Origin of the sequence: Polaribacter sp. AHE13PA (assembly GCF_019278505.1) — a bacterium.
In the GTDB taxonomy this organism is placed as follows: Bacteria; Bacteroidota; Bacteroidia; order Flavobacteriales; family Flavobacteriaceae; genus Polaribacter.
Genome location: NZ_CP058985.1, coordinates 3,831,708 through 3,853,906 on the forward strand (window position 1 = coordinate 3,831,708; position 22,199 = coordinate 3,853,906).

20 protein-coding genes and 2 tRNA genes are annotated in these 22,199 nt (G+C 30.8%); 8 read left to right on the forward strand and 14 right to left on the reverse strand.

All coding sequences use genetic code 11. From position 1 onward, the window contains the following. Positions 1-44: 44 nt before the first annotated feature. Positions 45-1,004: a gliding motility lipoprotein GldB gene (gldB, locus tag H0I28_RS16295; RefSeq protein ID WP_218759788.1), complete on the forward strand. Its 960-nt coding sequence runs from the start codon at positions 45-47 to the stop codon at positions 1,002-1,004. Then, the gene (gene gldC / locus H0I28_RS16300; protein WP_165733758.1) at positions 1,004-1,336 is read left to right on the forward strand and encodes a gliding motility protein GldC; all 333 of its coding nucleotides are present in this window, start codon (positions 1,004-1,006) and stop codon (positions 1,334-1,336) included. Before gldB ends, gldC begins: the two co-directional genes overlap by 1 nt. Before the next feature lie 344 nt (positions 1,337-1,680). Here the strand turns inward: gldC and H0I28_RS16305 are convergent, their stop codons facing one another. From H0I28_RS16305 to H0I28_RS17630, 8 genes are all read right to left on the reverse strand, one after another. Next, on the reverse strand, positions 1,681-3,195 hold the full coding sequence (locus H0I28_RS16305) for an OmpA family protein (RefSeq protein WP_218732463.1): 1,515 nt from the start codon (positions 3,193-3,195) through the stop codon (positions 1,681-1,683). A gap of 65 nt (positions 3,196-3,260) precedes the next feature. Beyond that, on the reverse strand, positions 3,261-4,385 hold the full coding sequence (gene folK / locus H0I28_RS16310) for a 2-amino-4-hydroxy-6-hydroxymethyldihydropteridine diphosphokinase (protein WP_218759789.1): 1,125 nt from the start codon (positions 4,383-4,385) through the stop codon (positions 3,261-3,263). A gap of 101 nt (positions 4,386-4,486) precedes the next feature. Beyond that, positions 4,487-6,721, reverse strand: a complete 2,235-nt coding sequence (locus tag H0I28_RS16315) for a polyribonucleotide nucleotidyltransferase (RefSeq protein WP_218759791.1) — start codon at positions 6,719-6,721, stop codon at positions 4,487-4,489. A gap of 282 nt (positions 6,722-7,003) precedes the next feature. Then, positions 7,004-7,273 (reverse strand): 30S ribosomal protein S15, encoded by a 270-nt coding sequence (gene rpsO / locus H0I28_RS16320; RefSeq protein ID WP_068449458.1) that lies wholly within the window; start codon positions 7,271-7,273, stop codon positions 7,004-7,006. Positions 7,274-7,468: 195 nt separating this feature from the next. Next, positions 7,469-8,326: an acetyl-CoA carboxylase, carboxyltransferase subunit beta gene (gene accD, locus H0I28_RS16325; RefSeq protein ID WP_165733754.1), complete on the reverse strand. Its 858-nt coding sequence runs from the start codon at positions 8,324-8,326 to the stop codon at positions 7,469-7,471. Between the two features lie 164 nt (positions 8,327-8,490). After that, positions 8,491-9,558: a class II fructose-bisphosphate aldolase gene (gene fbaA, locus H0I28_RS16330; RefSeq protein WP_208891027.1), complete on the reverse strand. Its 1,068-nt coding sequence runs from the start codon at positions 9,556-9,558 to the stop codon at positions 8,491-8,493. Between the two features lie 99 nt (positions 9,559-9,657). Beyond that, on the reverse strand, positions 9,658-10,479 hold the full coding sequence (locus H0I28_RS17625) for a BamA/TamA family outer membrane protein (protein ID WP_254712800.1): 822 nt from the start codon (positions 10,477-10,479) through the stop codon (positions 9,658-9,660). Between the two features lie 185 nt (positions 10,480-10,664). Beyond that, complete coding sequence (locus H0I28_RS17630) at positions 10,665-12,170, reverse strand: hypothetical protein (protein ID WP_254712801.1); 1,506 nt, start codon at positions 12,168-12,170, stop codon at positions 10,665-10,667. Between the two features lie 69 nt (positions 12,171-12,239). Between H0I28_RS17630 and H0I28_RS16340 the strand changes: the two genes are divergently transcribed. Then, a complete protein-coding gene (locus H0I28_RS16340; RefSeq protein ID WP_218759792.1) occupies positions 12,240-12,971 on the forward strand; it encodes an RNA methyltransferase in 732 nt (243 codons plus the stop codon). Between the two features lie 41 nt (positions 12,972-13,012). Here H0I28_RS16340 and H0I28_RS16345 read toward each other — a convergent pair whose 3' ends face one another. From H0I28_RS16345 to H0I28_RS16365, 5 genes are all read right to left on the reverse strand, one after another. Continuing rightward, on the reverse strand, positions 13,013-13,735 hold the full coding sequence (locus H0I28_RS16345) for a porin family protein (RefSeq protein WP_254712802.1): 723 nt from the start codon (positions 13,733-13,735) through the stop codon (positions 13,013-13,015). Continuing rightward, a complete protein-coding gene (gene ubiE, locus H0I28_RS16350) occupies positions 13,735-14,466 on the reverse strand; it encodes a bifunctional demethylmenaquinone methyltransferase/2-methoxy-6-polyprenyl-1,4-benzoquinol methylase UbiE (RefSeq protein ID WP_218759793.1) in 732 nt (243 codons plus the stop codon). The genes H0I28_RS16345 and ubiE overlap by 1 nt, the downstream gene beginning before the upstream one ends. Positions 14,467-14,532: 66 nt before the next feature. Then, entirely contained in the window at positions 14,533-15,438 is a 906-nt protein-coding gene (locus H0I28_RS16355; protein WP_218752038.1) for a NifU family protein, read from the reverse strand. Between the two features lie 132 nt (positions 15,439-15,570). Beyond that, the gene (locus H0I28_RS16360) at positions 15,571-16,956 is read right to left on the reverse strand and encodes an OmpP1/FadL family transporter (protein ID WP_218759794.1); all 1,386 of its coding nucleotides are present in this window, start codon (positions 16,954-16,956) and stop codon (positions 15,571-15,573) included. A 43-nt stretch (positions 16,957-16,999) separates the two neighbouring features. Further along, the gene (locus H0I28_RS16365) at positions 17,000-18,274 is read right to left on the reverse strand and encodes a hypothetical protein (RefSeq protein WP_218759795.1); all 1,275 of its coding nucleotides are present in this window, start codon (positions 18,272-18,274) and stop codon (positions 17,000-17,002) included. A gap of 155 nt (positions 18,275-18,429) precedes the next feature. Here H0I28_RS16365 and proS point away from each other — a divergent pair, with 155 nt between their 5' ends. The 5 genes from proS to rpsT (H0I28_RS16390) all read left to right on the forward strand — a co-directional run bounded on the left by proS (position 18,430) and on the right by rpsT (H0I28_RS16390) (position 21,079). After that, on the forward strand, positions 18,430-19,908 hold the full coding sequence (proS, locus tag H0I28_RS16370) for a proline--tRNA ligase (RefSeq protein ID WP_165733746.1): 1,479 nt from the start codon (positions 18,430-18,432) through the stop codon (positions 19,906-19,908). A 95-nt stretch (positions 19,909-20,003) separates the two neighbouring features. Next, positions 20,004-20,075, forward strand: a tRNA-Glu gene (locus tag H0I28_RS16375). 34 nt (positions 20,076-20,109) lie between these two features. Then, positions 20,110-20,361 (forward strand): 30S ribosomal protein S20, encoded by a 252-nt coding sequence (gene rpsT, locus H0I28_RS16380; protein WP_165733745.1) that lies wholly within the window; start codon positions 20,110-20,112, stop codon positions 20,359-20,361. 358 nt (positions 20,362-20,719) lie between these two features. After that, a tRNA-Glu gene (locus H0I28_RS16385) sits at positions 20,720-20,791 on the forward strand. Between the two features lie 36 nt (positions 20,792-20,827). Continuing rightward, the gene (gene rpsT / locus H0I28_RS16390) at positions 20,828-21,079 is read left to right on the forward strand and encodes a 30S ribosomal protein S20 (protein WP_068449447.1); all 252 of its coding nucleotides are present in this window, start codon (positions 20,828-20,830) and stop codon (positions 21,077-21,079) included. Positions 21,080-21,331: 252 nt separating this feature from the next. Here rpsT (H0I28_RS16390) and H0I28_RS16395 read toward each other — a convergent pair whose 3' ends face one another. Beyond that, positions 21,332-22,192, reverse strand: coding sequence for a hypothetical protein (locus H0I28_RS16395; RefSeq protein WP_218759796.1), 861 nt, complete (start codon positions 22,190-22,192; stop codon positions 21,332-21,334). Positions 22,193-22,199 lie beyond the last annotated feature (7 nt).

The following is a 22,199-nucleotide window of genomic DNA, read 5'->3' on the forward strand; positions in this document are numbered from 1 at the left end:
GTATTTTTAGCGTTCTTAAATCTAATGACTAAGGTACAAAGAATATGAGATTTTATTTTATGATTTTAATGGTTTTATGTGTGTTTTTTTCGTGTTCTGATAAAAAAAACACTCAAATTGATGTTTCTACAGTAAATATTGATTTTACCACAAAAAGATACGAAGTTGACTTTTATAATTCGACAGTAAATACATTACCTGCGCTTAAAAATAAATATCCTTATTTATTTCCAAAATCATTTTCAGATAGTTTGGCGATTTTAAAAATAGCCGATAAAGATGAGCAAGAATTATTTTTAGAGACTCAAAAGTTATATGCAGATATTTCTCCCTTAGAATCTCAATTAACCTCTCTTTTTAAGCATATTAAATATTATAATACCAATTTTAAAGCTCCCGATGTGGTTACTATGATTTCTAATATAGATTATAATAGTAGAGTGATTTATGCAGATAGTTTATTGTTTATTTCTTTGGATGTGTACTTAGGTAAAACACACAGGTTTTATGCAGATTATCCAAAATACATCAAAGAAAACAATACCAAAGAAAATATAGTTGTTGATGTAGCAAATTCTATGATAGAAAAGCAATTTGTAGCATTACCTAATAGAAGTTTTTTATCAAAAATGATTCATGAAGGAAAGAAATTGTATGCGTTAGATTTGTATTTGCCTACCATTTCAGATCAATTTAAAATTGGGTATTCAAGTGAAAAGTTAGATTGGGCTATTGACAATGAAGAAAATATATGGAAATATTTTGTAGAAAGAAAGTTGCTATTTAGCACAGAAACAGCCTTAAATAAAAGGTTTTTAGACAATGCTCCCTTTTCTAAATTTTATTTACAGAATGATAATGATTCTCCAGGAAGAATTGGTGCGTGGTTAGGGTGGCAGATTGTGAAGTCTTTTATGCAAAATAATGATGTATCTTTGCAGGAATTATTAATTATTGATTTTGAGGAATTATTCCAAAAATCAAATTACAAGCCTAAAAAATAATGTCAATAAAACATAATTCACAAATTAATTTTGAAATTGGTTTAGATGAAAACAAAGTCCCAGAAGAAATTTACTGGACAGCAAAAGATGGTGGTATAGATAATGAAGAATCCAAAGCGATTATGATTTCTGTTTGGGATCATAAGAAAAAAGATACTTTGCGTATGGACTTATGGACAAAAGAGATGCCTGTAGATGAAATGAAACAGTTTTATCATCAGACATTAGTGTCTATGGCAGATTCATTTGAACGTGCAACTGATGATCAGAAAATGAGTGCTACTATGCGTGACTTTTGTGATTATTTTGCAGAGAAATTAGAGCTGAAATAAAAGCACATTTATTTTTATAAAAAAGGTTGTCCAATTATTTTGGACAACCTTTTTCTATTTATTACAATAGTAAGAACTTTAATTTGTGTTTTAAGTAAATATAGAATATTGTCTAAATGTTTTGTGAGATTCTGAACAAAGTAAAATTAATTATGTATTTCATTTTTTATTACTTTAAAAAAGACAATTATATTTTTAATAAAAGCCATTACTCTTTTCTGGAGTAATGGCTTTTTATGTTAATAATAAAATTCGGTTTTGTAAAATTCCATTCAATATTGTTTGATACTGCAAAAAAAAAGAGGCTACTGATGTAGCCTCTTTTTTATAAAATAATGTGGTAATTATTCTTGAAGTACTTCTACTGGTACTTTCGCATTTATTGGTTTAATTTCAACCCTTCTGTTTAATTGTCTACCTCCAGCATTCTCATTAGAGAATTTAGGTCTAGATTCACCATAACCTTTAGGTTCTAATCTTTCGTTAGCAATACCTTGTTTGATCATGTATTTTCTTACACTTTCTGCTCTTCTTTGAGATAAATATAAGTTGTATCTATCACTATTTCTATCATCTGTATGACCTTCAATAACAAATCTTACATCTGGTACTTGTTTCATTAGTCCTACGATTTCATCAATAGTACTATAAGACACTAACTTAATTACATCTTTATTGGTATCAAAGTAAATACTAGTAGCTAACAATCCAATTTGTTGTGTAATGTTAACAGGAGCTACTGCTTCTTGTTTAGGACAACCTCTGTTTTCTACTGGACCTGGAGTATTAGGACATAAATCTTTTGCATCCATTACACCGTCTCCGTCTGTATCTATATTTAAAGGACAACCTTCATTTGATAGTGGTCCATATTCTAAAGGACATTTATCTTTGTAATCTGGTAAACCATCTCCGTCTGTGTCTACAGCCTGACCGTTACCATATACCATTGCACCTTTTGGAGTGTTTGGCTCTACATCTAATTCATCCATTACACCATCGTTATCTGTATCAACAATTTTAAATTGTGCTCCAGGAGCTTCTTCAGCAGCCCATATAATGTATTCTTTTTTCTTTCCTAATTTAAAAACAACTCCTAAACTAGTCACAAAAAAGCTTTCCCAAGTTTGTTTATCAGAAACAGCTGCGTCTAAATGATCTTCATTATTAAAGTACATACCTGTTCTAAATTCTAGATCTAATCTTCTACTTATTTTTCTTTTTACCCCTAGTTGTGCAGATAAAAAGATAGAACTTGCTTCATTTACACTATTTCTATCACGGTTGTAACCAAAGTCAACTAAAAGTTCATCTGGTGTTGCTCCTGTTGGATCCGTTTTATAAAGAGCAGAATCATATTGATGATATCCAACTCCAAAATATCCAGCAGCATGCCATTTAGTAGATTCTCTTTTAAACATATTTGTAAAACTTACGATTAAATTTAACTCAGCACCGTAAGATCTACCTTCAAAGCGAAAATCAGCATCACTAATAACATTATTTGGTACATATCTAAGAGAATATCCGTTTGAGAATGATTGTACTCCTCCAGACATTTTAGTATATGTAGCTTTAAGCTCTAAACCTAAGATTGGGTTGAACATTTTATCTACATATATATAACCACCAAAATTCCAATAATTAGAATCATCAGCAACGCTTATAGAACGTAAATCTCCATGCATGATAAAATTACTAAAACCACCACCAATTGCCCAGGTGTTATTGTCTTTAATAATGTCCTTACCTTTTACTTCGGTACTGTCTGTGTTTATGATGTTTTTTTCGGTAGATTGACCGAATGATTGAGCTATAATAGTACTGCTCAATAAAATAAATAGTATAATTCTCCTCATTTTAATTTGATTTTTTGTTTTAAATAATATAGGGGAATGATTCCCGCAAAAATATATATTTTTTTTTAGAATTGCTTTATTTTGTTAACAATGTTCTTGTAATCATCCTGATTGTTAAGAAAATCCATATCTGAAACGTCTATTACTTGTAAATTTAAACTTTTTTCGGTCTTAATAAAATTTTTGTATCCATTATGAATCCGTTTTAGGTATTCTGGTTCTATGTTTTGTTCATAAGATCTTCCTCGGTTTTTAATATTTTCTAAAAGACGTTCTGTATTTTGAAATAGATAAATGTACAAGTCTGGTTTTGTTATTTCTTTGTACATTAAATCAAACATTTTTCTGTATAATAAATACTCTTCTTTTTGCAATGTTACTTGGGCAAAAATTAAAGATTTAAAAATATAGTAATCTGATATAATGAAGCTCTTAAATAAGTCGAACTGCGCTAAATCATCGGTTAATTGTTGATATCTATCTGCCAAAAAACTCATTTCTAAAGGAAATGCATATCGTTCTTTATCTTCGTAAAATTTAGGAAGAAAAGGGTTGTCTGCAAAACGTTCTAGTACCATTTTAGCATTAAAATCATTTGAGAGTAAGTTGGCTAAAGTTGTTTTACCTGCTCCAATGTTCCCTTCAATAGCAATATAATTATACTTTTCAGAAATAGGAATAGGTCTTTCTAAAACTTCATTTAATTTCTCAATTTCTGATGGGTCATCACAACCCTGTAAACATACTGCAATGTCTTTTTTTTCTAAGGGATGAATCGTTGATGCAGCTATTTCTGCTAGAGGGAGCATTACAAATTTTCGTTGTAACATTTTAGGATGAGGTACTATCAATGCTTGAGATAAAATTATCTCGGCATCATATAGTAATATATCGATATCTATCTTTCTGTTTTGGTATCCTTCTAGTGAAGAGCGTTGCCTGCCTAATTCTTTCTCTATTTTTAATAAGGAATTAATTAAGGTTTCTGGTTCTAAATTAGTGGCTACTTTTATACAAATGTTAAAAAAATCGTCTCCATCAAATCCCCAGGCTGGAGTTTTGTAGATAGAGGATATTTTTTGAATACCACCAATGCGATCATCAATAGAATGAATAGCATTTTGCAGGTTTTCAAGTTTGTTACCTTGGTTTGTTCCTAAAGATAAATATGTAATATGTTGTAATTTCATTATTGGCTGCAAAGAAAATAAAAGCAATCTACAAATACCCTATAAACTAAAAAAATCGCCAAAATTAATTGGCGATTTTTAATATCAATTAAAAAAAGAAATTATTCTTCTTTTCTTGGTGCTCTAGGTTTTCTGTCATCACGTCCGCGATTATCTCTACTTCTGCTATCACGTCCACCAGAACGTTTATCATCTCTAGGTGGTCTTTCTACAAAACCTTCTGGTTTTGGTAAAATAGCTTTTCTAGAAACTTTTTCTTTACGTGTTCTTGGGTCTAAACCAAAGTATTTTACATCTAAAATATCTCCCATTTTAACAACATCAGATACATTATCTGTACGTTCCCAAGCTAATTCACTTACGTGTAATAAAACTTCGTTACCAGGAGCTTCAGTGTATTCTACAACAGCACCAAAATCTAACATTTTGATAACTTTTACTTCGTATACAGAACCTTTTTCTGGTTTAAATAACATAGACTCAATCTTAGCAATAACTGCTTCGATTCCTTCTGGTTTAGTACCTAAAATTTCAATGATACCTTCTTCTGTTACAGGATCTTCAGTAATTACAATTGTAGTTTCTGTTTCTTTCTGTAATTCTTGAATGTTTTTACCTCCTGGTCCAATAAATGCACCAATTAATTCATTAGGTATTCTTCTGTTAACCATTTTAGGAGCGTGAGCTTTTACATCTTCATTTGCAGCTGCAATAGTATCTGTAATTTTACCTAAAATATGAAAACGACCATCTCTTGCTTGTTTTAGTGCATTTACTAAAATTTCATAAGAAAGACCTTTTACTTTAATATCCATTTGACATGCAGTAATTCCTTCTGAAGTACCAGTAACTTTAAAGTCCATATCTCCTAAGTGATCTTCATCACCTAAAATATCAGATAAAACTGCGTAACGATCTCCATCAGAAATTAATCCCATAGCAATACCAGAAACTGGTCTTATCATTTTAACACCTGCATCCATTAATGCCATTGTACCAGCACAAACAGTTGCCATAGAAGAAGAACCGTTAGATTCTAATACTTCAGAAACAACTCTTACTGTATAAGGGCAATCTGCTGGAATCATTCCTTTTAAACCACGTTGTGCTAAGTTACCATGACCAACTTCTCTACGAGATGTTCCTCTTAATGGTCTAGCTTCACCTGTACAAAAAGGAGGGAAGTTATAGTGTAAATAGAAATTTTCTTCACCTTCATAAGATGGCATATCTATTTTCATTGCATCTCTAGAAGTTCCTAAAGTTACCGTTGCTAATGCTTGAGTTTCTCCACGCGTAAAGATAGAAGAACCGTGTACAGATGGTAAGTAATCTACTTCACACCAAATTGGTCTAATATCTGTAGTTTTACGTCCGTCTAAACGTAAACCTTCTGCTAAAGTTAATTCTCTAACTGCTGCTTTTTGAGATTTGTTGAAATATTTACCTACTAAATCTCCATAATCTGCTAACTCTTCTTCTGTAAAAGATGCTTTAACTTCTTCTTTAATTTCAGCAAAAGCATTTGTACGCTCTACTTTAGAAGTTCCTTTTTTAGCTATGGCATAACACTTATCGTAAGTAAGTTCGTTAATTTTTGCAGCTAACTCTTCATCTTCTCTTTCTCCTTCGTAAATTCTAGTTTCTTTCTTACCGAAAGCTTCAGCTAATGCAACTTGAGCAGCACACTGAACTTTAATAGCTTCATGTGCAAATTTAATTGCATCTGCCATTTCTTCTTCAGAAATTTCATCCATTTCACCTTCAACCATCATTACAGAATCGGCAGAAGCTCCAATCATCATATCGATGTCTGATTCTGCTAATTGTGCTCTTGTTGGGTTTATTACAAATTCTCCGTTTACTCTACCTACTCTTGCTTCAGAGATTGGGCATTCGAAAGGGAAATCTGATAATTGAATAGCTGCTGATGCTGCTAAACCTGCTAATGCATCTGGCATAACGTCATCATCATGAGACATTAATTGGATCATTACCTGTACTTCTGCGTGATAATCTTTTGGGAATAAAGGACGTAAAACACGGTCTACAAGACGCATTGTTAATACTTCTCCATCACTTGGTCTTGCTTCTCTTTTAAAGAAACCACCTGGATATCTACCTGCAGCTGCAAATTTTTCTCTATAATCTACTGTAAGTGGTAAAAAATCAACGTCAGATTGTTTGTAGTTAGAAACTACAGTACATAATAACATTGCTTTACCCATTTGAACAACAACAGAACCGTGTGCTTGTTTTGCTAATTTACCGGTTTCTAATGAGATAGTTCTTCCATCTCCAAGGTCTATAACCTCTCTAAATACTTTTGGAATCATAAATTTTAATTCTAAATTTTTAATTTGTTTGTTGTTGTGTTGTTGTACGTTGTTGCAATGGAAATTCAAAAATGCTGTTACTATTTTTGATTTTTTTTCCTGCCTTTGCAGGAATGAGGTTAACTAATTTAACCTTTTTTATATAGATTCTGTTTGTTAGTCAGAATTTAATACCTTTTTCTATCTCGGTTTAGTGAGAATAATTTTTACTATTCTAAAGGAATGCTTTAAAATTTAAAAACAAAAAAGAGGAACGTTTATAGCCCCTCTTTTCTATAAGAATTATTTTCTAATTCCTAATTCTGCAATAATTGCACGATATCTTAAAATATCAGATTTCTTTAGATAATCTAATAAACTTCTACGCTTACCAACTAACATTACTAATGAACGCTCTGTGTTATAATCTTTACGATTATTTTTTAAGTGCCCAGTTAAATGGTTAATTCTGTGTGTAAACAATGCAATTTGACCTTCTGAAGAACCAGTATCGTTTTTTCCTTTACCGTGTTTTTCGAAGATGCTTTCTTTTACTTCTTTAGTTAAATACATTCCAATATTATTTAAATGATTATTATGTATATCAATGATATTTTCATTGAAGCTGCAAAGGTATGATTATTTTTTTAATTTGAGATAGTAAAATATATAGATTATTTAGCTCTTTGTAATATGTATAATAATCTGTTTAAAGGTTTAAAACTAAGAGGTTACTTGGTTTTAAACCTTTAATAAAGAAGTTTTAAATTATGCTCTAACAGGTATGTTTTGTATTAAATCGATATACAGATTAATCTGTTTTTTTAAGTTCTTACGTTCGTAGATCGCATCTAAGAAACCATGTTCTAAAACAAATTCTGATCTTTGGAAACCTTCTGGTAAATCTTTACCTGTAGTATCTTTTACAACTCTTGGTCCTGCAAATGCAATTAATGCATTTGGTTCTGCAATGTTAATATCTCCTAACATTGCATAAGAAGCTGTAGTACCACCTGTTGTCGGATCTGTACATAAAGAAATATATGGGATATTTACTTCTGCTAATTGTGCTAATTTTGCTGATGTTTTTACCAATTGCATTAATGAAAGAGAAGCTTCCATCATTCTTGCTCCTCCAGATTTAGAAATCATTAAAAAAGGAATCTTGTTTTTAATAGAGTAATCGATAGCTCTTGCTATTTTTTCTCCAACTACAGATCCCATAGATCCACCAATAAAAGCAAAATCCATGGCTGCAATTACAATCTCTTTTCCTAAAGACAAACCTACGGCTGTTCTAACAGCATCGTTCAATTTTGTTTTTTCTTGAGCAGCTTTTAATCTATCTGGATATTTTTTTGTGTCCTCAAATTTTAAAGGATCTTTAGAGGTAAGGTTAGCGTCTAATTCTTTAAATTTATTTTCATCAAAAAATAATTCGAAATATTCCTTACTACCTATTCTTACATGGTACCCATCCTCTGGACTTACATATAAGTTTCTTTTTAATTCTTCTGTATCTATTATTTTTCCACTAGGTGTTTTGTACCATAACCCTTTTGGAGTGTCTTTTTTATCTTCTGTAGAAGTTTGTATTCCTTTATCCGTTCTTTTAAACCAAGCCATACTAGTTGTTGTGTTTTAGGTTATTTCTAAATTTATGTAAACAAAATTAGAACCGCAAATGTAAAAGTTTTTTCTTAAAAGTATCCTTTTTGATGTCTAAACTCATAAAAAAAGCACTTTGATTTTAATCAAAGTGCTTTTTAAAAGTATTTTATAGATTGCTTTTATAAAGTATCTACGTTGTTTAAGTCAGAAAATGCTTGTTTTAAACGTGTAATGAAAGTTGCTTCACCTTCACGTAACCATTTTCTTGGATCGTAATATTTTTTGTTTGGAGATTCAGGTCCATCAGGGCTTCCTATTTGAGATTTTAAGTAATCTGCTTTTTCTCCCATGTAGTCTCTAATTCCGCTCATAAAAGCATATTGCATATCTGTATCAATGTTCATTTTAATAACACCGTAACCAATAGCTTCTCTAATTTCTTCTAATGTAGAACCAGATCCTCCGTGAAATACAAAATCGATATGATTTTCTTCAACACCATATTTCTTAGTAATAAATTCTTGAGAATTTTTTAAGATTTTTGGAGTTAATTTAACGTTTCCTGGTTTGTAAACACCATGAACGTTACCAAAAGCTGCAGCAATTGTAAATTTATCACTTACTTTAGAAAGCTCTTCATAAGCATAAGCAACTTCTTCTGGTTGTGTGTATAATTTAGACTCATCAACATCACTGTTGTCAACACCGTCTTCTTCACCACCTGTAATACCTAATTCAATTTCTAAAGTCATACCCATTTTACTCATACGAGCTAAATATGTTTTACAAATCTCAATGTTTTCTTCTAAAGGCTCTTCAGATAAATCGATCATGTGAGAGCTATAAAGAGGTTTACCAGTTTCTTCGAAATGTTTTTCTGAAGCATCTAATAATCCGTCTATCCAAGGTAATAATTTTTTAGCACAGTGGTCTGTATGTAAAATAACAGGCACTCCGTAAGCAACTGCTAATTCATGTACATGTTTTGCACCAGCTATACCACCAGCAATGGCAGCTTTTTCACCTTCGTTAGATAAACCTTTTCCTGCATTAAATTGTGCACCACCATTAGAAAACTGAATAATTACAGGAGCATTTAAATCTCTTGCTGTTTCTAAAACACCGTTAATAGTGTTAGATCCAATAACGTTTACTGCCGGTAAAGCAAAACCTTTTTCTTTTGCAAAATTAAAAATAGCTTGAACTTCTGATCCAGTTGCAACACCTGGCTTTATATTATGACTCATGTTTGTATATTTTAATCATTAATTACTTATCAAAAGTACTAAAAATACAGCTGAATGTAAGCATAAAATAACGAAAACGTTATAGGTTTTATTTCTAATTTAGAAGGGATAGTTAATACCTATATTATAAACAGCATTAGAAAAGTTGTAGTTTTTAAGCCATTTATTACCAGTTAAATAAGGTTCATAAGTTTTAAAGCCAACATCTAAACGTAAAATTAAAAAACTAAAATCTAATCTAGCTCCAAATCCAGTACCTACGGCAATATCTTTTAGAGATGATACATTATTGAATTTAGATTCTTCATCAACAAATTCAGAACCGGTAATGTCCCAAATATTACCTGCATCAATAAATAAAGCTCCTTTTAATTTGCTAACCACATCAAACCTGTATTCTGCACTGGTTAAAAATTTAAGGCTTCCTACATTAAATTCTAGTCCTGTATTTCTACTTCCAGGACCCAATTCATAAGTTTGCCAAGCTCTAATATCATTAGAACCTCCTGCAAAATAACTTTTTGTAAAAGGGATATCTGAATTGTCATAAGGTATAATTGCACCTAAAAAAGTTCTAATTCCAAATACTGAGTTACCACCAACATCCCAAAATTTCTTATACTCTAAATCAGTTTTAAAGTATTGTGCTAGTGGTATGTTTGCAAGTGTTTTTTTGTTATTTACATTTGTTTTGTTTGATAGTAACCCTAAGGCATTTCCAGAATTTGCAAGTCTTACTTTAAAGAATGAGAAATTGTTATCATTAAAATTTGTTTGACTATTATACGTAAATGAATAGGCTAGCACAGGGATTAAGAAATCGGATGTTATAATATTATATCTATTTAAAATATTTAAAGCATCGTTGTATTCGTCAGAATTTGTTGTTTTAAAACTAGTGTCATTGGCAACCTTTCTCATAAAAGCTAATGCTTCTGGTACCTGATCATTTATATCCGTAGAAAGCGGATAGTTAGTATTGGTAGTAATATTATTAGCGGTATCATAAGCTTCAGCAACATCATCTAGATTCGAAAATTCCGAACTATAAATATCAAAATAACTACTAATGTTTAAGTTTTGAATATATTGTGTGTTTAAGATTTCTAATTGAATTGTTTTTTTGCATTATACTGCCACTTATAATCAGATAAAAAGGTAAATGTTTGTCTGTCTAAGCCTATATTTTTCTGAAAACTAGTTCCAATAGAAAACAAGGTTCTTGGTGACATTTCTTTAGGAACTAATTTATTTAATCCAAAAGGAGCAATAAGTCTTGGTATTTCTAAAGAAGCATCGGCACCAAATTCCCAACCAGGACCACTGTTTGAGTTAAAATAAGATCCTAAAAAAGATAACTTTAGTAACTCTGCACCTCTAAATGCATTTCTATTTGTAATTGAAAACTTTGCAGAAGAACCAATTTCTCTAATGTTAGAATGTGTTATTTCTGTTTCTAGTCCTAAAGTAAATTTTTCTATAGGTGCTAAAAAGATATCCATTTTTAATTCATTATCAGTTCCTGAAATTGGAGTGAATTTTATATTGGTAGATTTAAAGTTTTTAAGTGATTTTAAATGATTTCTTGTTAAGTTTCTTAAGGTGTCTTTGTAAATACTTCCTGGTTTTAAGAATATTGATTGAGATAGGTATTTTGGATTGTATTTAATTTTTCTGTGAGCTAAAAAGTTAATTCCATCGTACTTTAATGAGTCTATTAGAGGTTCCCCTTTTTTTGTAAATGAATAATCTGTAGTAACGTTTACCTCTGTTACTTTTTGTACTTTGTAAGGGGTGTTAATATAGGCGCCGTCTGTTTCTTGCAGTCTGTTTCCAGAAATTAAGAAATCTACATTTGTTTTGTTATCCGTTCTTGTAGAATCTACATAAAACCCTAAAGCAGATTCCGTAAAATTATAAATTCCATTATTTCTAAATAACTTTAAAACTCTACTTGCTTCATTTCTAAATACTTTGTCGTTATATTGGTTTCCCTTTTTTAACAGAGATGGTGTACTTGTATTTCTGTAAATGGAATCTAACACTAAAGACTCTATTTTAAAATTTATAGTATCTAAAAGTGTAGGTTTTCCTTTGCTTACTCTATATGCTACCGTAGCTTTTTTACTGATTGAATCCCTATTAATGTCTGATGTTACTTTCGATTTAAAATAACCTTGGTTTTTGTAATAGGTTAATAAGTTATTTTCGGTATTTTTCACTTTTCTCTCACTAACAATAACGGGCCCCTGATAATTTAAAAACCATCTATTTAACCCGATAAAAGTTTTTGCGTATGCAATACTTTGTTTTTCAGAAAAAACATTTTTAATAAAATTATAAGAACGAGGATTTTTTTCTCCCCAGGTAGCAGGCGTTTTAGGTTTGTTTGGATCTCCTATATTATAAAAATACAAACCAACAGGTAAGTTTAAAAACTTTGGATTGGGTTTTTGTAGAATGTATTTTTGAATATCACTACTATTATTTTTTACACTATCTACATATATATAATTTTGAGTAAGCATGTGTTTTCCTTCCGCAACATTCTTTGTAGAATTACATGAAACAAAAAGGAGTAATAATAAAAGGGATAAAGAAAGTTTTTTCATTAATTTAGCAGTGCTATCAAATTCAAAAATAGTATTTTTCGGCGGTTTATTTCCAATTACAATCAATTAATGAGTATCTCAAAAAATCAATTTAAATTAATAACAAGTTTATCTCAAAAAAAGTATAGACAAAAGCATAAATTATTTATAGCCGAAGGTATAAAGGTTGTGCAAGAAATCTTAAATTCTACATTTGAACTTGAAACACTTTTTTGTACGGATGATTTTTTTTCGGATGTTTTAGAAGAAAAAATAGTTCGTGTTTCTGAAGCTGATTTGAAGAAAATCAGTAATTTAAAAACACCAAATAAGGTTTTAGGTATTTTTAAAATACCTGACGAAAAACTTGATTCAGATAGAGGTTTAACGGTAGCTTTAGATGCTATAAATGATCCAGGGAATTTAGGTACTATTATTCGCTTATGCGATTGGTTTGGTGTAGCTGAATTAATTTGCTCTAAAGACACTGTAGATTGTTATAATCAAAAAGTAGTGCAAGCAAGTATGGGGTCTTTAACTAGAATATCTATTCGTTATGTAGATTTAACTGAATATTTGTCTGAAACCCAAAAACCAACTTTTATAGCAGATATGGATGGTGAAAATGTATACAAAACAAGTTTGCCAAAAGAAGGGGTTTTAATAATGGGAAATGAAGCAAATGGTGTTTCAGATACCATTAAAAAACTAATTACTCATAAGATTTCTATTCCAAGATTTGGAGATATTCAAGAAACGGAAAGTTTAAATGTAGCCACTGCAACAGCTATTCTGTTGAGTGAATTTAAGAGAGGATGTTAATTATTAATTTTGATAAACAGCAATAGCTTTACAGCTAATCTTTATTCAAAAGATAATGTTAAAAATATACCACGAGTTGCTAAATAGTTTATTGGAGATGTATATGGACTAGTTCCTCCAAAGGAACTGGCGTTATCTTCTACTAACTCGCTAGGTAAAGCGAAAATACCACGTATTGAAGGAGAAAATTTAAAGTAGTATAAGTAAATATCTATACCAACTCCAACTTCATACATGTAATTATGAGTAGTTGTTCTAAATTGACCTTGTTCATTATCATCACCTTGTTCATTACTAGAAAAATTATAGTTGTAAGAAACTCCGCCTAATACATAAGGTCTAATATTTTTATATCTGTCCGTGCTAAATTTAAAAATTAACGGAACATGTAAATATGTGGAATTTACCTCTCTAACCTCATCCGCTAGAGGGTAGTTAAGGTCTGTATTACCAAAAGTTATCTTTTTCGTATTTGTCATTAAACCTGGTTCTAAACGTAGGTTTACATTTTTATGTAAACGTAAATCTGCTATTAGACCTACATTGAACCCAATAGAAGGATCGATTTTTATACTTGTGCCTTCGATAGGAGTACTGTTATTGAAGCTGTATTTAAAATCATTCTGATTTAAACCAAGGTAAAAACCATAATGTATTTTTCTTTGATCAAAAGTAGGTAGGTATTCCACTTTTTCTCTCTGTGCATAAAAAGCGATAGAAGTTAAAAGGAAAAAACTGAATATTATAAATTTCTTACTCATCATTATTTACTTGCAGTATAAATTGTAGCAACTCCAAAAGTTACTGGTGTATCTTCTGTATGTCTAAACCCATTTTTTTGTAAAATATTGTTGAAAGCTTCTCCAAAAGGAAAAGAATTTGCAGATTCTGATAAATATGAATAGGCAACTTTATCTTTAGAAAATAATTTACCAACAACAGGTAAAAATAAATTAGTATATAATTTGTAACCTTGTTTAAAAGGGAATTTTGTTGGGTTAGAAGTTTCTAGAATAACCAAAACACCGGTTGGTTTTAAAACCCTAACAATCTCTTTAATTCCTTTATCTAAATTAGCAAAATTACGAACGCCAAAAGAAACTGTAATCGCATCAAAAGTATTGTCTGCAAATGGCATTTCCTCAGAATCACCAACAACCATTTCTATTTTATCAGAAAGTTTCGCTTTTGCAATTTTTTGTTTTCCTACTTCTAACATTCCTTCAGAAATATCTAAACCTACAATTCTATCTGGGTTTAAAGCAGCCATCATTATGGCTAAATCTCCTGTACCTGTAGCGATGTCTAAAATTTGTTTCGGATTGTTTTGTCCAACAATTTTTACTACTTTTTTACGCCATTTAACATCAATTCCTAAAGAAATTACTCTGTTTAATCCATCGTAGTTTTCAGAAATATTATCAAACATTTGAGCAACTTGCTCTTTTTTGCCAAGTTTAGAATCTTTGTAAGGGTTTATTTTTTCTGCTGACATTATTTTTTCTTTAAGCTTTTGGCACTATACTTTAAGAGTTTTTAAAGCATAGTGCGTATTGCAAGTTTATCCGTTAATTGCTACTACTTCGTTAATCTGATTTGGTAACATTTCTTTTAATAAGCTTTCTATTCCGTTTTTTAAAGTAGCGGTAGAAGAAGGGCAACCACTACAGGCTCCTTGTAAAACTACACGTACTATTTTGTTTTCTTCATCATAAGAACGGAAAGCAATATTACCACCATCACTTGCAACTGCAGGCTTAATGTATTCATCTAAAATATCTGAAATTTGTGCAGGAATTCCTTCTAATGCTACTTGTGGTTCAGGTATTTTGTTTTCTGATGTTGATTTTTCTTCGGTAGGTAGTTCTTTAATAATCGTTTTTCCAGAAACTAAATATTCACGAATAAAAGTTCTTACTTCTGCATAAACATCATTCCATTCTACCATATCGTATTTGGTAACGGAAACATAATTATCAGAAATAAATACTTCCTTTACAAATGGGAAATTAAAAATTGCTTGTGCTAAGGGAGATGATTTGCTAGCTTCATCTATATTTTTATACTCAACATCTGTTTGTGTTAAAGATTTACTACTTCCAAATTTCATTACAGATGGGTTTGGAGTTGCTTCTGCATAAACCTCTATAGCTTCTTTTTTAGAAGTTGGAGATTCGTTTACAACAACGCCATTGTCATTTAAATATGCTTCAATTTGTTCTTTAACTTCTTCTTGTACGTCTATCCATTCTAAAATGTCATAGCGTTGTACAGCAATAAAATTTGCGGTAATAAAAATCTTTTTTACAAAAGGTAAGTAGAATAACTCTTGCGCTAAAGGTGAGTTTTTAGCTTCATCTATATTATTATACTCATAACTTCCTCCATTGATTAAAATTTGATTAGTGTTAAATTTTATAATGGTATTATTTGTCGTTTCTTGAACTGTTATTTTTACGTCTTGCATGGTGCTAAATATTGATTTGCAAAATTAAGGGAAAAAAGGGAGATAGAATTGTTTTTGATATGTTAAATAAAAATCCGCTTGCGGATACTAGTTGTATCTACAAGCGGATTTTTTATAAGATGTTGTTATCGTTTACAAATTAAAACTAATCGATGCTGTAATCGTTTTATTGTCTATTTTTAATTCTGATGGATTTACTGCAGTATTAAGGTTTGAGTATAAATTATAAACACCAGTTCTATTATTATCGCTAAAAGAAAAGTCTAATTTCATATTCCCAAAGTTGTAACCTGCACCTAAAGAATATCCTTTTAAATTATCTGAGGCTATAGATGATTTGCTAGGATCTTGCTCAAATTTATAACCACCTCTTAAACTAAATCTATCCATACGCCATTCTGTACCAATATTAAGAGAATGTGTGTTTCTTAAGTCGTTTTCAAAAAACTCATTTTCAACATTAAAATCACCGTTGGATAATTTTATGTTTTTATAATTTTTGTTGATGTAGTCTAAACTAATTAAACCATCTTTCCCAAAAATAAAAGCGGCACTTGCGGTTATTTTACTCGGTGTTTTTAATTTATAAGATATAAATTGACGAGGATTGTTCTCAGAAAAGGAGTAAACTTCATCCAGGAAAAAAGCTGTTTCTCCAATATCAATATTACTGTCTTGGTTGTAATTTGTGTCTTGTAAGATTTCGGTATACCAAGTTGGTGTTTGGTAAGCTAAACCAAATCTGAAGTTTTGATTGGCTTTATAAATAAATCCTGCGTTTGCAGAGAAACCTGTTCCTGTTGTAAGGTTTTCTTGATATAATTCTACGTCAAGGATATTGCCGTCTTCATCACTATTTAACTCTGTTAAAACAGATTGTTGTGTGAAGTTTAAATCATAAAAATTAAGTCCTAAACCTACATGTAGTTTGTTTCGATGAACTGATGAGAAAGCGATGTTTAACTCTGTTGTTTCTCCGTTGTAATTTGTGTCGTAAAGTTGACCATCTGTGAAATTGTATATGGTACCTGGATTACGAGGGTTTGTGTCAAATCTAGTAACAGCTTCATTTCCTTGTGCAGAAAAACTGTCTTCAAAATCGTTAGTAATTCTATAGTTAAAACCAATTGCAAATTTATTCCAGTCAGATTTGTAAGCACTGTCAAAAACTAATACAGCACCGGCGTGAGAAAGGTTGAAATATTTATTATCAGTTGTTGTCTTTCTTCTATCGTTAAAGTTAGCGTCTCCAAATTTTGCAGAAATATCTGTATTTCTAGAATTTATAGTTCCTGTAAAATAGCTATTTGTAAATACAGAAATACCGGCAGGGTTAACACTCATTGCAGAAACATCTCCTCCTAATGCGCCAAAAGCGCCGCTCATTGCTGTAAATCGGGCAGAGCCATTATCATCATTCTTAGAAAATAAAACTCCCAAATCTTGGTATCTTAAAGATTGAGAATAAGACGTAACTGTTGCTGCGAATAAGATAGCTATCGTTATAATTTTTTTCATACTAGTATTTGTTTGTTACCTTTTAAAGATTGTAAAACTTTTCTTATCCTCTTCTTCTAGATGAGGATGAAGAAGATCTACTAGAGCTACTACTTCTGGTAGAAGAACTTCTAGTTGGTGTGCTTCTTGTTGATGAAGATCTAGATGGAGTACTTCTTGTAGATGATGATCTAGTTGAAGACGAACTTCTTGTAGATGGTGTATATGTATTGTTACTTCTACTAGAAGTATTGGTTCTACTTCTAGTTGATGTATTTCTTGTAGAATTTGAGCTTCTAGTTGTTGCAGCTCTGCTAGTATTTCTATTTGTTGTTGAATTAGAACTTCTAGTAGTAGAAGGTGATGATGCTCTTCTTACAACTACAACTTGCCTATTGTTTCTATTATTTGTATTGTTATTTACGCTTGCGCTATTATTTCTTCTTGTTGTTGTTGTTGTAGATCGACTTCTAGTCCCGCTGCTTCTTGTGCTACTACTTCTTGTTCCGCTGCTTCGTGTAGAAGTACTACTTCTAGTACTTCTTGTAGGAGTTGTGCTTCTTTTTGTTGTTGTACTAGTTCTTCTGCTTGTAGTGTTTGTAGGTCGTCTATTTACGGTACTACTTCTTCTACTTGTTGTATTTCTGTTTCTAGAATTAATGGTACTACTTCTTCTATATGTACTATTGTTAGTTGTTCTTCTTCTGTAAGTATTGTTTCTGTAGGTATTATTAGTGTACCTATTATTGTAATTTCTGTATCTGTTAGTATAACCATAATGATAAGGTTGGTAATAATAAGGAGAATAAAAACCTATATTCCAAGCATAATAATTATGGTAAGGATGCCAATAAGGATTATGATTCCAAGCATATCCTCTATAATTCCAGTTTCTATAACCCCAAGTATCGTAGTAATTATAACCGTAATAATTATTCCAATATGGACTTTCAATTACATTTATATTTACAGCTACATCGTTGTTGCTGTTTTGCCCCCAAGGTTGGTTAGATTTATAGTTTAATGTTTCATCTATATCGGCTTCATCAATATAAATGGTATCTGCAGAATTGTAGTTGTCAACATCAGTAAAAACATCGTTATTATCTACATTTTCTAAACTATTTAATTTGTTTAAAAAATAATTATCATTGTAATCATCATATTCATCTTGGTCAACATAGATTACATTTCTATTTTCATTATTTGCTGTATCGCTACCATAAATACCATCATTATTATACGCACTTTGGTAAGTACCGCAAGAAACCAATACTAAACTAGTTGTTAGTATAGTTAATAGTTGGCTTAGGTTAAGATTTGTATATTTTAGTTTCATAATGAATATATTTAGATGAATACTTATTTTATTAATTAAATGTAGTTAAAACTCTTTAATTTATAGTAGTTTTGTGTTGTTTTCGTATATTATAACTAATTTTTAACAAACATTTACACAATAAAGGTTACAATATTTGTGCCAAACTTTTGATTATGAGTAAACATTTAACAAAAAGAGCCGACGATTATTCTAAGTGGTATAACGAGTTAGTAGTGAAAGCGGATTTAGCTGAAAACTCTGCCGTTAGAGGTTGTATGGTTATTAAACCTTATGGTTATGCCATCTGGGAAAAAATGCAAGCAGAACTAGATAGAATGTTTAAAGAAACTGGGCATGAAAATGCTTATTTTCCTTTACTTGTGCCTAAAAGTCTATTTGAAGCAGAAGAAAAAAATGCAGAAGGTTTTGCTAAAGAGTGTGCTGTTGTTACACATTATCGTTTACAAAACGATCCTGAAAATCCAGGTAAATTAAGAGTAGACCCAGAAGCTAAATTAGAAGAAGAATTAGTGGTAAGACCAACTTCTGAAGCAATTATATGGAATACTTATAAAGGGTGGATTGAATCTTATAGAGATTTACCTTTACTTATAAATCAATGGGCAAATGTAGTTCGTTGGGAAATGCGTACACGTTTGTTTTTACGTACAGCAGAATTTTTATGGCAAGAAGGGCATACTGCTCATGCAACAGAAGCAGAAGCTATAACAGAATCTAAGCAGATGCAAGATGTTTATGCTGAGTTTGCAGAAAACTTTATGGCTATGCCAGTGGTAAAAGGTGTAAAATCTGATAGCGAACGTTTTGCTGGAGCAGTAGATACCTATACTATTGAGGCTTTAATGCAAGACGGAAAAGCTTTACAAGCAGGAACAAGTCATTTCTTAGGTCAGAATTTTGCAAAGGCATTTGATGTGAAGTTTACTTCTAAAGAAGGAAAACAAGAACATGTTTGGGCTACTTCTTGGGGAGTTTCTACACGTTTAATTGGTGGGTTGATTATGACACATTCCGATGATTTAGGTTTGGTATTACCTCCTAAATTAGCGCCTATTCAAGTTGTAATTGTTCCAATTTACAAAGGAGATGATCAATTAGAGGCTATTTCCGAAAAAATGAATGTAATTGTAAAAGAATTACGTTCAAAAGGAATTTCTGTAAAGTTTGATACTAGAGATACATATAGACCAGGAGCTAAGTTTGCTGAATACGAATTAAAAGGAGTGCCTGTAAGAATTGCAATAGGAAATAGAGATTTAGAAAATGGTACTTTAGAGATTGCTAGAAGAGATACTTTAGAAAAACAAATCGTAGCACAAGATGATGCTGTTTCTTTTATTGAGAACCTTTTAGAAGAGATACAAGAGAACTTGTTTAATAAGGCAATCGACTTTAGAAAAGAACATACAACTGTAGTAGACGATTTTAAAGAGTTTAAAAAAGCGATTAAAAATACTGGTGGTTTTGTATCTGCTCATTGGGATGGTACAGAGGAAACAGAAGATAGAATAAAAGAATATACCAAGGCTACAATTAGATGTATACCTAATGATGCTAAGGAAGAGGCTGGTGTTTGTGTTTTAACAGGAAAACCGTCTTCTAAACGAGTTCTTTTTGCAAAAGCATATTAATTTAGAAAAAAAATCATTTTTTTTTCTAAAACTATTGTGAGAATTAAAAAACATTGTATATTTGCAGCCGCAATTAGGATATACTTAATTGTTCTGGTCCGTTCGTCTAGGGGTTAGGACGCATGGTTTTCATCCATGTAACACGGGTTCGATTCCCGTACGGACTACAATGTTTTATTAAAAAAAACAAATTAAAGTATTATGGCAAATCACAAGTCAGCATTAAAGAGAATTAGAAGTAACGAAGCTAAAAGGTTACGTAATAAATATCAGCATAAAACTACTCGTAATGCTGTAAGAGATTTACGTGTTGTAGAAGATAAAAAAGATGCTGAAGAGAAATTAGTCAAAGTTATTTCTATGTTAGATAAATTAGCGAAAACTAATATTATCCATAAAAATAAAGCGGCTAACTTAAAATCTAAATTAACAAAGCACGTAGCTGCATTGTAAGATTTACGCCTAAAAACATTTAAAACTCTGAATATTATTATTCAGAGTTTTTTTTTGCCCTTATTTTAAGTTTTAAAACTTATCTATCTAATTTTTTCGGAAAATGCTGTGTAGGTTTTCTTTAATATCTACTACTCGTATGATATTTATTTAAAATTCATAATTTTCTTATTTTCTAAAAAAGCAGAAATGTAATTTAGTTAATTGATAATAAGGGTGTTATTTCGTATTTGATTTGTGTTAGTTCGATGTTGATCAGTTATTTTATAAAAAAAATGTATATTTTATAAAATTTACTTGCAGGAATTAAAAAACATTGTATATTTGCAGCCGCAATTAATGCATTGTTAATTGTTATGGTCCGTTCGTCTAGGGGTTAGGACGCATGGTTTTCATCCATGTAACACGGGTTCGATTCCCGTACGGACTACAAGTTTTAATATAAAAAACTAATAAATTAAGTATTATGGCAAATCATCAGTCAGCATTAAAGAGAATTAGAAGTAACGAAGCTAAAAGGTTACGTAACAAATATCAGCATAAAACTACACGTAATGCTGTAAGAGATTTACGTGCTGCAGAAGATAAAACAGATGCAGAAACAAAATTAGGTAAAGTTATTTCTATGTTAGATAAGTTAGCTAAGAATAACATTATCCATAAAAATAAAGCTGCTAATTTAAAATCTAAATTAACAAAGCAGGTTGCTGCATTGTAAGGTTTTAAAAGCATATAAAATTTAAAAGCTCTGAATGAAAATTCAGAGCTTTTTTTTGTTCTAAATTTAAATAATTATTTTGATCTAGCTTAAAGTTGGTTTTTAACTTTAGTGTTAGGAGAGATCTGTAAGTTTAAGGTGTATAATTTATCTTCTAAGGGCTTTTTATTCTTTCATGAGAAACACTCAACAAAAAAAGAGGAATCATTTCTGACTCCTCTTTTTTATGCACTAACTTTATATGATGTAGAATTATTTTATATCTAAGAATATTCCTCCAGAAAAAGAAGGGCTTGCTGCTATTATTTTACCAGAAAAAGCAGAGTCGAAGCCTAGTGAAACACCTAGTTTCTTAGTAATATAGTAAGCCGTTTCAAAACCAAAACTACTGTATTCAATATCGTTTGCAAAAATACTTCCATTACTATTGGTAGCATTTAATGATCCATTTTTTAAAGATTTTACAACATTTAACCTTGTAATTAACCAAAGCTTATTGTTTATTAAGTTGATTCCTGTTTCTAAGCCAGTTCTAAATTCATCAGAAAAACCTTCACTTCTATTGTTGTAACCTAAATAAGATTTTAAATAAACAGGTTTGTCTTTATAAGATGTGGAGTAACCTAGAGATGATGATAGAATTTGATTAAATTCTCCATCTCCGTTTTGAAAACTACCATCGCTACCACCATTATTATCACCTGTTGGTAATCCTAATGTAAGTTTTATATCTGCAGCCCAATTTCCCCTTTTGTATAAACCATACCTAAAACCTAAATCTACATCTCCAAAAGAATTTACTGTTTCTCCTTGGCTAATAGTTCCTCCTGTAGTGCCTGAAATTTGATTATTTTGAGAAGAGCTAGCAAAGAATGGTACGTATGCAATAACATCAAATTTATTACTTAGCCCATATTCGGCATAGATACTAGTGTTAAACAAAGTTCTAGTTCTATTAGGGTCTTTTGCTCCAGTATCTGTATAATGCTCATCATACTGTAATTGCCAACCTGCAAGTTTGTAATACCCTTTTCCTTTTTCTTTAGTCCATTGTGCAAAACTAATGTTACTTGCTAATACTATTAAAACGAATGTAATTATATGTTTTTTCATGTTTCTT